This window comes from Streptomyces canus (assembly GCF_001514145.1).
Taxonomy (GTDB): domain Bacteria; phylum Actinomycetota; class Actinomycetes; order Streptomycetales; family Streptomycetaceae; genus Streptomyces; species Streptomyces canus.
In genome coordinates, this window is record NZ_KQ948689.1 from 1 (window position 1) to 13,670 (window position 13,670).

General features: G+C 68.9%; 12 protein-coding genes. 5 read left to right on the forward strand and 7 right to left on the reverse strand.

All coding sequences use genetic code 11. The annotated features are described in order from the left end of the window. Positions 1 to 92: 92 nt before the first annotated feature. Positions 93 to 293 carry a DUF6417 family protein gene (locus tag AQJ46_RS49430; RefSeq protein ID WP_063803967.1) on the reverse strand — a complete coding sequence of 67 codons (201 nt, stop codon included), beginning with the start codon at positions 291 to 293 and terminating at the stop codon, positions 93 to 95. An 871-nt stretch (positions 294 to 1,164) separates the two neighbouring features. On the opposite strand from AQJ46_RS49430, the gene AQJ46_RS56795 reads away from it, so the two are divergent. From AQJ46_RS56795 to AQJ46_RS49445, 3 genes are all read left to right on the forward strand, one after another. Next, positions 1,165 to 2,241 carry a helix-turn-helix domain-containing protein gene (locus AQJ46_RS56795; RefSeq protein ID WP_079072841.1) on the forward strand — a complete coding sequence of 359 codons (1,077 nt, stop codon included), beginning with the start codon at positions 1,165 to 1,167 and terminating at the stop codon, positions 2,239 to 2,241. A 27-nt stretch (positions 2,242 to 2,268) separates the two neighbouring features. Continuing rightward, positions 2,269 to 2,829, forward strand: coding sequence for a sigma factor-like helix-turn-helix DNA-binding protein (locus AQJ46_RS49440; protein WP_059211922.1), 561 nt, complete (start codon positions 2,269 to 2,271; stop codon positions 2,827 to 2,829). Between the two features lie 148 nt (positions 2,830 to 2,977). After that, positions 2,978 to 3,793 carry an SAM-dependent methyltransferase gene (locus AQJ46_RS49445; protein WP_059211923.1) on the forward strand — a complete coding sequence of 272 codons (816 nt, stop codon included), beginning with the start codon at positions 2,978 to 2,980 and terminating at the stop codon, positions 3,791 to 3,793. 30 nt (positions 3,794 to 3,823) lie between these two features. Here AQJ46_RS49445 and AQJ46_RS49450 read toward each other — a convergent pair whose 3' ends face one another. Together AQJ46_RS49450 and AQJ46_RS49455 are read right to left on the reverse strand one after the other, a co-directional pair. Further along, a complete protein-coding gene (locus AQJ46_RS49450; protein ID WP_059211924.1) occupies positions 3,824 to 4,726 on the reverse strand; it encodes a helix-turn-helix domain-containing protein in 903 nt (300 codons plus the stop codon). Positions 4,727 to 4,759: 33 nt separating this feature from the next. Continuing rightward, the gene (locus AQJ46_RS49455; protein WP_079072838.1) at positions 4,760 to 5,053 is read right to left on the reverse strand and encodes a DUF397 domain-containing protein; all 294 of its coding nucleotides are present in this window, start codon (positions 5,051 to 5,053) and stop codon (positions 4,760 to 4,762) included. A gap of 203 nt (positions 5,054 to 5,256) precedes the next feature. Here AQJ46_RS49455 and AQJ46_RS49460 point away from each other — a divergent pair, with 203 nt between their 5' ends. Further along, positions 5,257 to 5,802: an ATP-binding protein gene (locus tag AQJ46_RS49460; RefSeq protein ID WP_059211925.1), complete on the forward strand. Its 546-nt coding sequence runs from the start codon at positions 5,257 to 5,259 to the stop codon at positions 5,800 to 5,802. 117 nt (positions 5,803 to 5,919) lie between these two features. Continuing rightward, positions 5,920 to 6,048 (forward strand): hypothetical protein, encoded by a 129-nt coding sequence (locus AQJ46_RS58685; RefSeq protein ID WP_263972923.1) that lies wholly within the window; start codon positions 5,920 to 5,922, stop codon positions 6,046 to 6,048. Between the two features lie 111 nt (positions 6,049 to 6,159). Here AQJ46_RS58685 and AQJ46_RS49465 read toward each other — a convergent pair whose 3' ends face one another. The 4 genes from AQJ46_RS49465 to AQJ46_RS49480 all read right to left on the reverse strand — a co-directional run bounded on the left by AQJ46_RS49465 (position 6,160) and on the right by AQJ46_RS49480 (position 13,665). After that, complete coding sequence (locus AQJ46_RS49465) at positions 6,160 to 6,828, reverse strand: HNH endonuclease family protein (protein ID WP_059211926.1); 669 nt, start codon at positions 6,826 to 6,828, stop codon at positions 6,160 to 6,162. A 491-nt stretch (positions 6,829 to 7,319) separates the two neighbouring features. Continuing rightward, entirely contained in the window at positions 7,320 to 8,162 is an 843-nt protein-coding gene (locus AQJ46_RS49470) for a DUF6461 domain-containing protein (protein WP_059211927.1), read from the reverse strand. A 176-nt stretch (positions 8,163 to 8,338) separates the two neighbouring features. After that, positions 8,339 to 9,004, reverse strand: a complete 666-nt coding sequence (locus AQJ46_RS49475; protein WP_059211928.1) for an Lsr2 family DNA-binding protein — start codon at positions 9,002 to 9,004, stop codon at positions 8,339 to 8,341. Next, positions 9,001 to 13,665 carry an RHS repeat-associated core domain-containing protein gene (locus tag AQJ46_RS49480; protein ID WP_225887656.1) on the reverse strand — a complete coding sequence of 1,555 codons (4,665 nt, stop codon included), beginning with the start codon at positions 13,663 to 13,665 and terminating at the stop codon, positions 9,001 to 9,003. Before AQJ46_RS49480 ends, AQJ46_RS49475 begins: the two co-directional genes overlap by 4 nt. Positions 13,666 to 13,670 lie beyond the last annotated feature (5 nt).

Genomic DNA, 13,670 nt, shown 5'->3' on the forward strand with positions numbered 1-13,670 from the left:
GGGACCGGAGCGGAGAGTAGCTCAGCCCTGTCCGGCACGCTCTCTACCGTTCCTGCACGATGAACCTGCCTCGTCGTTGTCTCAGCCAGCCGCTACAGGAGCGATGGGACGCGGGCGGAGATCTCGCGGATCATCCGGTCAGCCGGGCCGGACAAGGGGCCGCCTTCCTGGGCTACCGCTCGGAGCAGGTCAAGCAATTCGTGCGCTTCGTCCAGGTTCAGTACGGGCAGTCGCTCCACGGTGTCCGGGAGCGGTGCGAAGTCCATGTCGTCGATTGCTGCGTAGTCGTCCATAGTCTGGGCAACGGGCGGCGAGGTCGTCTCGTCACGCCAGCTGGAACCGTCCTTGCAAATTTGCACGGACTACTGGAACTCCTGAGGCTGGCGGGTGCGGTTCGGTCACCTGCTGTCCATCAACAGGGCGTGCGTGGGGCGCGTTTGGAGTGGCGGACTCCGGTAAATCCTAGCTACTGCCCCGTATTTATGAGGAGGGGCGCGGTCTTTTCCCGTTCCGGTCGACTTCGTTCAGTGTCGGTCAGGAATGAAACCGTTCAGGTGTTCGCCTCGGCATTGTCCGGCAATTTGTCACCGCTGTGACATTCGAACTTTGCGCGATGAACCGTTTATATAGCGCCGGGTGTGACGGAGGCACTACCGTCCGTTGACGCGAGGGTGACCCCGGGCAGGCTCGCTACCAACTCCGGGGTCCCCTCATCCACAAGACCAAGAAAGGCAGATGAGTGCCCTGTGCTTGACCCGTTTTCCGTTGCGGCCCGGTGGGCGGCAACTCGCGACGACGCTAGCATTCCGCGTCTTCTTCGACCTGAAACCCGTAGTGCGAGTGCCTGGGCTGTCACGGTGCAGGCGAGTGTGTTCCTAGCTGTCTTCGTCCTGCCCGTGATCCTGATCCGCGGCTGGTGGGCGGCGCCCGCTACCACGGCGCTGGTGGCCGGGCTGATGGTGGCAATGCGTCAGTCGCGCTGCCACTACCAGCGTCTTCGGCTGAGCTGAGCCGTCCTGGCGCCCGGCGGTGTGCCTGCGGGCGCGTCGCCGGGCCGCCGGACGGGCGCCGCTGTTGCGGCTTTGGAAATTGCGAGTTCCTCTTCCGGGCGCGCAGGAACGCGCGCACTTGGGGGAGAAACGGCCACAGCATGTGGGAGGGACGATGGCGGGCACTACTCCCCGCTATGACATCTGCCGCTACTGCCAGGAGCGGTTCGCCCAGACCAGCGGTCCGGGGCGGAAAAAGGAGTACTGCGGCCTCGAGTGCCGGCGCAACGCCCAGCGCGAGCGGGACGGCCGGCTGGGGCATCAGCACGCGCGCACTGCGCTGCCGCTGGGGCGGCGGATCGCGGAGGATCTGCAGACACTGGCGGCGGCGTTACTGGAGGCCGAGTACGACGCACGGCCTTTGAAGGAGCTGCTGTGCCACGCGCGCGAGGTGACGCGCGAGGTGGAGCACTACACGGCCGCGGCGGTGCAGGATGCCCGTAACCAGGGCACGAGCTGGGAACAGGTGGCCGAGGCTGCCCAGTTGAGTGCGACGACGGCGCGTACCCGGTGGCCCGAGGGCCGGGTGAAGGAGCGGCTGAAACGACGGGCCGCGGAGCGCGCTGTGCTGCGGCAGCCCGCCACGCCGTTGGTGGAGGGCCCGGATACAGCGGAGGGTGGCACGCAGTCGCAGGCGGCCGAGCGGGCGTCGGCCAAGCTGGCTTCCGCGCTCTCCCACCTGCACCGGGCAAGCAACCTGACGATCCGGGAAGTGGCCGGGCAGACCTCACTGTCACCGTCGTACATCTCGCGCATTCTCTCGGGCGAGCGCACTCCGCAGTGGCCGGTGGTGTCCACGCTGGCCGAGTTGTTCGGCGGGGAGCCGGACGAGCTAAGGGTGCTCTTCGAGAGCGCGCACGGGCTGGTGGCGCCGGCCCGGCATGCGATCCCCGATGCAGTGGGCCGTCTGCAGGCGGCGCTGCGGGGCCTTCATCTGGCGGCCGGCCGGCCGCAGTCCGGGGTGATCCGCAAGGCCTCGCACGGGGCCCTGAGTACGCAGGCGATCGGCGAGATTTTGGGCGGCGTGATGATCCCTGGGTGGGAGCAGACGGCGGCGCTGGTGACCGCGCTGGGCGGCTGGCCTGCGGATGTGCGGCCGTTGTGGGAGGCCGTGCATTACACGTTCCTGTTGTGCACGGACCCCGAGGAGGGCCCCCGGCAGTTGTCCGCCGTGCGTCTTGAGACCGACTGATGCTTTCTCGCCCGGAGATGAGGTGCCATGTTCATGTCCTTGCGCCGCCGCGGTGATCTGCCGGCGCGGGCGTTCTGCCCCGGGCCGGCTGCGCCCGAGGCCGCACAACCGGTGATCAAACTGGTCCTGCCGCTGGAGTACACGGCGTTTTGCCTGCTGCACCAGGAACGCTATCTGCACTACACACGGGAGCGGGTGCAGGATGCCTGGATGAGCCGGCAGGTGGTGGAGGCGGTCCTGGGCAATCTCGCCACGCTCTGGCCGACGGTCATCAGCAGTCCCCGCCCGGCCGCGGTGGCGTGGCGGCTGCTGGATGCGCTGATCTCCTCGGCGCTGCGCGGCACGGCCCCGCCCGCGCGGCCGGTGGATGCGGTGCACCGGATGCTGCCGCCGGCGCAGGCGGATGCGGTGATCCTGCGCTGCCGGCTGCGTCTGAGTGAGGCGCAGGCGGCCGAGTTGATGGGGGTCGAGGCGCCGGCGGTCGCCTCGCAGCTGCGGATGGCGCAGCGGGCCCTGCCGGGTGAACTGACGGCGGCGACCTCTGGATGGGAGGGGGCGCAGCCGGGGGCGGGCCGCGTACGCCGGTAACAGCGTTCGGCGGGGCCCTGCTAGCGCACTTCAGCCCGCAGGGGGTGATTCTACGGAGAACCATCCCGGGCCAGGCGCGGCATTCCTACCATGAAGTGTCTGCAGCGTGCAGCGTGCTGCAGATGCTAGGACGGGGTGGGGAGCCGCATTGGAGCGCGGGCGGGTGCCGCTAGGGGACGTCGTCGACGTCACGTCGCCAAATCTTGCCCGGATGACCAACTATCTGCTGGGCGGCAAAGACCACTATCCCGCCGACCGCCAGGCATGCGAACGGCTGCTGGCCATCGCCCCGGGCGCCCGGTCGGTCGCCGAGGGCACGCACCGCTTCCTGCTGCGGGTGACCAGTCACCTGGCCCGTCAGTACAAGGTCCGCCAGTTCGTGGTCTTCCAAGCCGGGCTGCCCAACCCGGTGGACGTGCATCAGATCGCCCAGAGCATCGACGTGTGCTCACGGGTCGTGTATGCCGATGACGACCTGCTCGCGCTCGCTCATGGCCGGGCACTGCGGGAGGACGGACGGCGCACTGTGGTGGTGCAGGCCGATCCGCTGCAGGCAGCCTCGCTCCTGCTCGATCCGGCGGTGCGCCGCCTCGTCGACGCCCGTCTGCCGGTGGCGGTGCTGATGGTGTCCGTCCTGCACCAAATCCCCCAGCCCGCCCATCCGGTCGGGTTGCTGGAGCGGACGGCCCGCCTGCTGGCACCGGGCAGTTTTGTCGCGGCCAGCCATCTGGTCAGTGAGGACGCCCGGGTGCGGCGGCAGGCTGATGCGGTGCTGCTGGAAGCGACCGGCGGACGGTGGGGACGGGTGCGTACACGATCCGAGATCGAGCCGTTCTTCGGTGCGCTGCCGCTGCTCACCCCAGGGCTGGTGGATGTCTCCCAGTGGCGGCCGGGCAGTGACCGCACCGCGGGCCGGGGCAGCCGTGCCTGGGCCGAGTACGGCGGCGTGGCCATGGTGCGCTGACCTGGGCCCCGGCAGGAGCGCCGCGGGAGGTCAGCTCACGAAGTCGGCAAGCAGTTCGAGGCTGTCCTGCGGGGACAGGGCAGCCTGGGCGAGGCCGTCCAGGACACGGCGGTAGTGCTCGGTCGCCTCGGGCTTGTCCAGGTACTCGGCATCCTGCAGCTGCTCGAGATAGACGACGTCGGGCAACGCCGGCAGATCGAAGCGCAGGTGCGTTATGGGAAAGCCTCCTGCGATGCAGCCGGGCCGGTTGAACGGGGCGATCTGCACCGTGACGTGGTCGAGCCGTGCCATCGTCATGAGGTGCCGCAGCTGGTCGCGCATGACCTGCTCGCCTCCCATCGGGCGGCGCAGCACAGCCTCGTCGAGAACGGCCCACAGGTGGGGTGCATCATCGCGGGCGAGCACCAGCTGGCGGGTCCTGCGCAGATCGATCCGGGCCTCCACCTCCTCCTGAGAGGCCAACGGATAGGCCTGGCGCACGACGGCCTCGGTGTAGGCAGATGTCTGCAACAGGCCGGGCACTAGCTGCACCTCATAGGTGCGGATGGTGGAGGCCGCCTCCTGCAGGCCGACCAACTTGCCGGCCCAGTCGGGCAGGACCCCGTCGAAGCGGTGCCACCAGCCGGGCTCACGGGCGACGCGCACCATCTCCTCGAAGCCAGCCCGGGTCGGGACATCGCGGACGCCGTAGAGGGTGAGCAGGTCCATCACGTCGTCCATCTTGCAGGTGACCAGGGCGCGTTCCATCCGGGAGATCTTGGCTTCCGAGCTCCGGATGGAGCGCCCCGCCGCCTCCGCGTCGATCCCGGCCTGCCTGCGCAGGCTGCGCAGAAGGTGCCCCAGGACCAGGCGCACCGCGATCGGGCTGCGCGCCGAGGCGGCGAGGTAGTACTCCAGGGTCAAGGCATCGACAGGGCGGGCGGACGCGGGCATAAGGGGTCTCCTGTACTGGGCAGACGACGAACGTCAGTCTTCCAGGATGCCGCCCGGCAAGAGCCTCAATTGGGCTGTTTCTGTATGGCGTTGGGTGGCGATCAGATCGAACTCGCCGTCCTTCACCCCCGCGATGAAGGCCGCGATCTCGGCCTGGGTGTAGACCAGCGCGGGACCGTGCGGATCCCGGGAGTTGCGCACCGCCACCTCGCCACCGGCCAGTAAGGCCACCTCAACACAGTTGCCGTCCGCCGTACTGTGACGGCTTTTCTGCCACGTCACGTTGTGCAGGGAATCCGCCGGGACACCGTTGACGATCCGCATCATGTCCGCCTTCTTTCGGCGCTGTCTTAATTTCACTCACCTCTGGTCCATGCCGTTCTCCTTGCCGAGTACAAGCGTTCCCGTCCTGTCTCGTTCGGATGCAAGTCACGGATGCAATTGCATCCGGAGCGGGCAGGGGCGGATACTAACCAGCCGGGCCGCATATGCGCGCCCGTGAGCTGGGCGTCTTTCCGGGGGGATGAACAGTGGCACCACGCGTCATAGCGGCATCAGACCGAGTCACAGAATTCGACAATGCGTTCGCGCCCCCTGCCCCAGCCCCACTCGAACACCCCCCCGCGGCCTCATCCCTCACACCGGACTGGGGACTCGAACTGGGCATCAGCACCGCCGACTTCGCCGCCCGGGCCTTCACCACCAACCCGGACAGTCTCAAAACCATCCGCCGCTTCATCCGCGAAACCATCACCGACTGGGGGCTGAGCCCGCTCGCCGACGACCTCACCACCGTCGTCAACGAACTCACCACCAACGCCGTACAACACGCACTGACGCCGCACCGCGCCTCACGCAGTAGGGCCTGGCTGGGCATCGCCCGCACCGGAAACACCGTGGTGTGCGCCGTGACCGACCCCAGCCCCACTCCCCCGGCCTACCGTCGTCCAGAGTCCCTGGCGGAAGCCGGCCGAGGACTGCTCATCGTGAACGCCCTCACCAGCCAATGGGGCTACGCCCCCACCCCATCCAACGGAAAAGCCGTCTGGGCCCGCATCTCCACACCCGACCGCTGACACTTGTCGGGCGGCGCTCTGCACGGTGAGGAAGGCCGGGGGTCGCGACACTCACGATGAGCATGATCGGTGATCTCGCTGGGCGGGCTGTTTCTGCTTCGTGCGCGGCGACACCGTGTGCACGAGAAACCTGGACGGGCCGTACGCAAGGCCGGCACCGGCGGCCAGGCCATCGAATACCTCGGCGAATGGGACTACCCCCTCAACAAGGTCCAAGCCCTCGACCTCTACATGTCCCGCCGCTGACACTGGGGCCCGCCGCTTTGCCGACACGGCACCCCTTTGCCCGGGCAGCTGTGGCGCCGTGGAGCCCGTCCTGGCCCGCCGCTTTCCCCCGAGCGGCGGGCCAGGACGCGTTCAGCGGGCGAGGACGACGTCGACGGGCTGGTTCGGGCAGGAGGCGAGGATGCCAGTGAGCGCAGTCTGTTCGGCGGGGTCGATGGCGAGCTGCCAGCGGGTCTTCACTGCCACCCAGTCGGTGGCGTAGGTGCAGCGGTAGCCGGCCGCGGGTGGCTGCCAGGTGGCCGGGTCCTGATCACTCTTGGACCGGTTGGAGGCCGCGGAGACGGCGATCAGCGCGCGGTCGTCTGCGAGGTCGTTGGCGTAGTCCTCGCGTTCCTTGGCTGTCCAGGTGGAGGCGCCGGAGTCCCAGGCTTCGGCGAGCGGGACCATGTGGTCGATGTCGAGCGCGCGGGCCGCGGTGAAGTAGGTGTCGTCGTACGGCGAGTACCAGGAGCCGCCGGTGAGCTGGCAGCCGGCGCTCTGCTCGGGGGTCGTGACGGCCTCGGCCAGAAGAACCTCGGCCCGGGTGGAACAGCCGTCGCGGTCGGCGTCGATCCAGTGCCGGAACTTGGTGCGCTCGTACCCGGTGCGGTCCTCGTCCTGGACGGGGAGGGCGGCCAGGACGTCGCGGACGGGCAGGGCGATCGTGTCGCCTGGGTCGGCGGCATGGGCGGCGGGGGCGAGCAGCAGGGCGGCGAGCGCGGACAGTGCGGCAGCCGCGGTCCGTACGGGGGTGGAACGCAACGAAGCTCTCCTTCGAAAGATCACGGACAGGTCGTGATCTTCGTAGCTGGTCGGTTCCGGTCCGCGCCCGCTGATGGGCCGTCATCTCACCCGTGCGGGCGGTAAGTCACATCGCCGGGCCGCTGTCGTTGCAGGGCGTGGCCGTGGGGTGGTTGCTGCAAAGGGGCGAATGTGCGCCGTGAACTTCGGCGCCGCCGGATCCTGCCGGTGATCTGCCGCAGGGGGCCCGGAACATCAAGGGCCTGGGCAAGCTCCGCTACATTGTCGGGCAGCCCTTCGCCCTGCTGCACCAGTTCAAGCGCCTGGCCGTGCGCGGTGGGCGCGACGGCTCGACCTCCGCCATGCTTCGTCTCGCTGGGCTGTGGCCTCATCTGCTGGCGACGGCTCAGGAGGGCTGCCGGACCATGATCGCAGAAGCCCCCGTGGCGGCAAGTTCCCTTGTAGAGAGAGGGCGGCGAGTGCGCCGGGGTACCCTCCACGCGCCCCGCTCGCTACTCACCCGTCTCGTGCTCCGAACGATCCATGGCCAGCGGCTCGTTGTAACCGGTCACGACCGGCGCGTTTGCGTCCGCCCGTACACGGTCCGACGCCGACGCGATCTCCTCGTAGGTCCATTCCCTGTACAGGCGCTCCCCGTGGGCATCGGTGATGTCGATGACCACGCCGGTCCACTCCTCGGCGGGCTGTTCGGGGACGAGTCCCAGCTCGTACGTAGCGTCCTGGAGGAGGGATTCGGTGACGCGTATGCCGGTGAGTATCTCGGCCAGAGCGAGGACCGCCGCCTTCCGGTCGACGTCCGGGGCGCTCTCGTCGTGCTCTCCCTCGGGTGTCAGGGGGAAGCCGACTTCCCGCAGCAGGGGAACCAGTTCATCGGGCGTGTTGCCGTCGCGGGACGAGGGGCCCTCGAACGTCGTACGGAGCTCACCGTCTTCGAACCAGTGGAAGAGGTGGATGGGCTTGCCGCCGTTGGTCGAGTGCGCCACGACCCGGCCGCCCTGCGACAGTATCTCCACGCACTCGCCCGCGATCCCCAGGCCCCCGTCGAAGCCGAGGACGAGTGTCCAGTCGCCGTTCTCGCCCGGAGCGCTGAAGGCGCCCGCGACGTAGGACTCGTCCCCGTAGTCGTAATCCACCTCGGCGCGGTGAGCGTCGTCCGCCTCGATCAGCCCGGCCGTTCCCTCCCCGGTGCCACGCGGTTCCGCGTCCATCGCGCTCAACACCTCGCGCGGGGTCCGCCCCCATATCAGTGTCAGGGTGTATCCGCTCTCCATCGCGTGGCGGAAGAGCGGCGAGGTGCGGATCCAGGCATAGTCGCGCGCGGTCACCAAGTTCATACGGCGCAGTGTGCCTGATGCCCCTGACAACGCCCGGTGCAAGCCGGTTCATACAGTCGGATCTGGCACTCGGCTCGCGGCCAGCCCGTATCAGCAACATGATCTTGTTACGAGCTCCAAGCTGGACACCCTCAGTGCCAGAACGCAGAACGGCAGAACGGCAGAACGATCCAACTTCACTCCCCTCTTTCTGCGGCTTGCTGCCAGGCCTCGCGGATTGCTGCGGGGATGCGGCCGAGGTCGGGGACGTCGTAGCCGTTGGCGCGAGCCCATTCGCGGATGGTGTTGGTGTCGACCGACCGGCTCGCGGGGGGCGTGAGCGGTGCTGCGTCGTCTCGGCGGGAGGGTGTGAAGGTGGCTCCCTGGTGGAGGATGTCCGGGGGGAAGAGGGGGATGTGGAGTTCGCCGCTGAGGAGTGCGGTGAGGAGGTCGGTGAGGGTGCCGTCGAAGGTGTACCAGTCGTGGCCGCGGGCTTCGTTGATGGCGATGCGCCACGTGTCGGGCTCGGACTCGGGTTCGGTGATCCAGAAGAGGTAGTTGCCGTTGTCGGTGACTCCTGCGACGAGGAGGTGCCGGGGGTCGTGGGGTACGGGGAAGGTGCCCTGGTCCCGGTCGCGCTGGAGTTGTTCCTGGACGCTTGAGGCCAGGGGGCCCGTGAGGCTGCCGGAGGGGTGGTAGACGTGGAGGAAGTTGCAGAAGCTCCCTGGACCGTAGGTTGCGGCAAGTTCTTTGTAGTCCCGGGGCAGTGAGCGGCCGAGAGCACGTTCTGCGGCCGTCCAGTCGATCGCGGGAGGGGCTGCTGGGGGCGGGCAGAGCCGGGTGAGGTCGTCGATGGTGCTCACAGGAGTCCTCGTCGGTGTCGCTGTTGCTGCTCGTGGGCGGGGTTGTCCAGAAGCTGGTCCAGGGAGAAGCCACCGGTGCCGTGGGCTTCGAGCTGAATGTACTTCGGGACCGAGTCCGGCAGGTCGTCGCTGTATTCGAGGTAGACGTTGTAGGTGATCACTTCGCCGTTGTGCTGGACAGCGTTGTAGATGTCCTGCTCGTGGTCGCGCATGTCGGGGCTGTTGGTGGGGTTCTGGGTAATGGTGAAGAGGTTGTCGAGGGTGTCGCCGGATCCTCCGAGCATCCGGGCCAGCAGGTGGCCTCGGGCCTGGTTGTAGTCGCCGCCGAGGAAGCCGGGCGGCTCCAGCGAGTTCCTGGCGTGGGTGCCCTCGTCGAGCATGTCCCTGGTGATGACGGCGTTCATCTCGTAGGGGCGCCCGTGCTCGTCGCGGGTGAAGGTGACCCGTCCGCCCCAGGTCGGATCGGTCGTGCAGCCGGCCAGGCCGAGCGGGTCGGCGAGGGTGAACGGGTTGGGGACGTAGGTGTAGTGGTTGACGGCCGGGCCCAGACCCAGGGGGTCGGGTGTGGTGTAGCGGCCGAGTTCGGGGTCGTAGTAGCGGTTGAGGTTGTAGTGCAGGCCCGTTTCCGCATCGAAGTACTGCCCCGGGTAGCGCAGCGGCGTGTACGCGGTGGCATCACGGTGGGACTGGGTGGCGCCCCATGCGGTGCTGCGGCTGTGCCAGGCGATGGTGCCGTCGGGGGCGATGAGGTCGGAGGGGGCCCCGGCAAGATCGGTGACGATGGCGAAGAACCGGCGGTCGCTCTCGCCCTGCGCCCGGGTTTTGGCTTCGCGCTGCGCCAGGGGATGCAGGCCTGTGTAGTCCCAGATGAGGGTGACACCGTTGGCGTGCTGCTCGGCGAGCTGTCCGCCGTCCCAGCAGTACGTCGTCACGTCCTCGATACGGCCGTCCGCGCTCAGCCGGTGCTTGGCGGTGCGCCGGCCCAGCGCATCGTAGAAGTAGCGCCAGCACACGCCGCCGGGAGCCTGGACCTGCATGAGGCGGTCTTCGGCATCCCACGTGAACGCCCAGGTCAGGTGCTTGCCGCTGAGCGTGGTGACGCGCTTTTCGGCGAGACGGCCCTGGGCGTCGTAGGTGTAGCGGGTGCGTCCGGCCTGGGTTATCCGGCTACCCGAGTAGGTGCGCTCGCCGGCGGCGTCCTGTCCCGGGGTGCCCGGCGGCAGCGCGGCGTGGGCCTGGTCGCCGGCGGTGTTGTAGGCGTACTGCTCGCTCCAGCCCTCGGCGGTGACAGCGGTGATGCGGCTTGCTGCGTCCAGCGTGTAGGTGCGCCGGCCGGTGCGGCTGTCCTCGATGGTGTGCGGGGTGCCGTTCGGGGTGTAGGCGAAGGAGCGCTCGAAGAGGGTGTCGTGCGGGCCGGTGAAGGCCTGGTTCACGATGCGGCCGACGGGATCCCACGCCTGGCTGAAGGTGAGCTGGTCGTTAAGGGTGCGGCTGACTTCCCGTCCCAGCACGTCGCGTTCGAAGCGGAAGGTCTGCTCGCCCGCCGTGTAGGCCGCAAGACCCCGCTCGTCATAGGTGAGGGTGCTGGTGGCGCCGGACGGGGTGCGCCGGTGGGTGCGCCGTCCCAGCACGTCGTAGGCGCGGGCCAGGGCGCGGCCGTTGACGCTCTCGGTGACGACCCGCCCGCCCGGGTCGCGTTCGAGGTGGATCTGGGCGTGGGGGTTGGTGACCTCCACCAGGTGACCGGCGGTGTCGTGGGTGAAGGTCGAGGTGGTGCCGTCGTCGTGCTGCATGCGCACGATGCGCCCCAGCAGGTCACGCTCGTAGGTCAGGGACTGTCCGGCGGCGTTGGTGCGGCGCGTCAGACGGCCCACGGCGTCGTGTTCGTAGGTCAGGGTGCGGCCGTCGAAGTCCGTCTCTGAAATCAGGCGGCCGGCAGCGTCGTACTGGTAGCGCCACTGCTGCCCCTGGGCGTTCACTACGGTGGCCAGCCGCAGTTCGGTGTCGTGGGTGAACTGGTAGGCGGCGCCCTCGGTGGTGCGGGTGGCGGTGCGCCGGTCGAAGTGGGTGACCGCGTGCGTGGTGGTGTGCCCGGCCCGGTCGGTGTGGGTGAGCAGGTTGCCCTCGCCGTCCCAGGTCCACTCCTCGCGGGTGCCGTCGGGCAGTTCCCGCCACAGCGGCCGGCCCTCGATCGTCCAGGCCATGCGCAGGGTTCCACCAAGGGCGTCCGTCACCTCGGTGACCCGGCCGAAGCGGTCACGGGCCAGGATGACGCGGGCACCGTCGGGTGCCGTGACCTCCACCGGCAGCCCTGCCGCATCGTTGCGTATCCGGGTGACCTCACCGGCCGCGTTGCGCACCGCGGTGACATGACCGTGCTCGTCGACCTCGTACTCGGTACGGGCCCCGTCGACGTCGATCACCGCGGTGCGGTTGCCGCGCTCGTCGTAGGCGAAGTGGCGCTGGCGGCCACCGCGTTCGGTGACCATCACCGGAAGGTCCAGCTCGTTGAAGACCGCAGTGGTGCGGACCCCGTCGGCGGCGACGAACCCCACGAGGTTGCCCCGGCCGTCGCGCTCGAAGCGCACGGTGTGGCCCAGCGCGTCGGTCTGCTCCAAGATCCGGTCCCGCGCATCGAACACAGAGCGGGTGGTGTGGCCCAGAGGGTCGGTCTCCGCGACGATCTGCTGCCGCTCGTCCAGCTGGTAGACCGTCGTGGCACCCGTCGAATCGGTGTACCGCGTGATCCGGTTCGCCGTGTCGTAGACGAACGTGGACGAGAGCATCCCGGAAGGACCCACCGTCTGCACCACCCGGCCTACCGCGTCATAGACGTAGCGGTAGACGGAGTCGTTGCGGTCCGTCCACGACGTGATGCGGCCCTGCATGTCGTAGGTGAAGCGCAGCGGTCTGCCGGAGGAGTTGATGACCTCGGTGAGATCGCCGTCTTCGTCGTAGCCGAACTCGACCACAGGCAGGGCAGGTTCGCCGCCGGCCCGGCCGCGGACGGCGAGGGCGGTGACGCGGCCGCGGTCGCCGCTGACGTTGATGTCGTAGCCGCCGCTGTGGGTGATGTCGAGGGGGCGGCCGGTGGCGTCGCGGTGGATGTCGATCTGGTTGCCGTTGCGGTCCTCGATGGTGGTCAGCCACAGCTGCCAGCCCTTGCCGCCCGGCTTGGAGAAGTAGCGCGTCCAGCCCGTGCGCGGGTCGGTCGCCGCGAACTCCAGGTCCTGGGCGCCCGTCTCGGAGATCCGCCGCAGCGCGATACGCGGACCCTCCAGCGGCATCACCTCGGGGGTCTGTGGGCCGGGCAGCCGGTCGTAGATGAGGACGGTGCCGTCCTCGCGCGCCCACATCGCCTGGTTGCGGATGTCGACCTCGATGCGCTCGTCCAGCGTCGAGGCCCACGAGCGGCCGAACCACACCCCGAAGGTGTAGTCGGACAGGTGCGTGCGCTTAAGGACCAGCGGCAGCACTCCGGGAAGATCCAGGTCCCTTTGTTCCAGCAGCATCTGGCCGCTGGCCACATCGACCGGGTCGGTGCGGCAGACGCGCTTGTCCGGCTCCACACCATGACGGCGCGCCTCATCGCGGGCGCTGTTCAGCGGATCCGGCCCCCTGCCGTCCCGCCCGCCGCTGCGGGCGCCGGGCACCTTGGGGGTGTCCGACTCGCCCTTGGTGAGGGCCTTGAGCCGGTCGGAGATGTCGCTGTCGTTTTGGCGGTGGGTGCGCGAGGTGGCGCGCAACCCGCCGGGCACGTCCTCCGTGAGGTGCTTGCCGACTTTCTTCAGCGCCTTCTCCGCGCCGTTGAGGGCGCCGTGCAGCACGGAGTCGAAGGCCTGGGTGAACGGGTCGCGGCCCCGGGTGCGGCCGAAGGCGCCCTTGGCCCGGCCCAGCGAGCCGAGGGAGTCGGTGTGCATGGCCTCGCCGTGGCGGGACAGCTTGCCCGCGCCGTTCTCGTACTCCTCGTGATCGATGAAGACCCGGCCGCCACCCCCTCCCCCGCCGCCCCCGGAGGGCCCGCCCGCGGAGGCGAGAGTCATGCCGGTGTGGCTGCCGCCGTGACCGCCCGCCCCCGCGCCGCCGGAGGCGGGGGTAGCGGGCGGGAGTTTGATGAGGTTGTCGGTGAGTTCCAGGACGGTGTCCTCGACCATCTGCTCCAGCCGGCCGGTGATCGGCTCGGTGACCCGGGCAAGGAGTTCGTCGACGATCTGGTCGGCCGCCTCGTCGATGATCCGCTTGATCAGCTGGCGCATCGCGGCGGTCTCCGCCGCCCCAACGATCGCGGACAGGCCGCCCGTGACGACCGCGAGACCCAGGCTGATACCGATCGAGGCGGCCATCACCCCGAGCTCGATCTCAGCCTTGGTCTTCATCCCGTAGATGATGTCCGCCACCACGTCACAGGCGTCCGAGAACAGCCGGGCGATATCCGGCACCTTCTCCAGATGCCCGGACTTCACCAGGTCCCAGTGCTCCTGCAGGGCATCGACCGCGGCACCCTCACTAGAGGCCAGGATGCGGCTGACCGCCGCATGCGCCTCCGCACCGTGCCCCTCGAACTGGTCGGCGAACTCCCGCATGGCATCGGCCATTTCGCGGTAGTCGTCCTCATCGACGTTCGGCCAGTTGATCCCGATGAAGTCCAGGATCTCGTCCATCCACC

What these genes read in the sequence shown, in the direction of transcription:
- AQJ46_RS56795 (WP_079072841.1), top strand. Translation starts at nt 1,165, where the DNA reads ATGGCGGGCACTACTCCCCGCTATGACATCTGCCGCTACTGCCAGGAG.
- AQJ46_RS49455 (WP_079072838.1), bottom strand. Translation starts at nt 5,053, where the DNA reads ATGATGCGGATCGTCAACGGTGTCCCGGCGGATTCCCTGCACAACGTG.
- AQJ46_RS49440 (WP_059211922.1), top strand. Translation starts at nt 2,269, where the DNA reads ATGTTCATGTCCTTGCGCCGCCGCGGTGATCTGCCGGCGCGGGCGTTC.
- AQJ46_RS49450 (WP_059211924.1), bottom strand. Translation starts at nt 4,726, where the DNA reads ATGCCCGCGTCCGCCCGCCCTGTCGATGCCTTGACCCTGGAGTACTAC.
- AQJ46_RS49430 (WP_063803967.1), bottom strand. Translation starts at nt 293, where the DNA reads ATGGACGACTACGCAGCAATCGACGACATGGACTTCGCACCGCTCCCG.
- AQJ46_RS49470 (WP_059211927.1), bottom strand. Translation starts at nt 8,162, where the DNA reads ATGAACTTGGTGACCGCGCGCGACTATGCCTGGATCCGCACCTCGCCG.
- AQJ46_RS49480 (WP_225887656.1), bottom strand. Translation starts at nt 13,665, where the DNA reads ATGGACGAGATCCTGGACTTCATCGGGATCAACTGGCCGAACGTCGAT.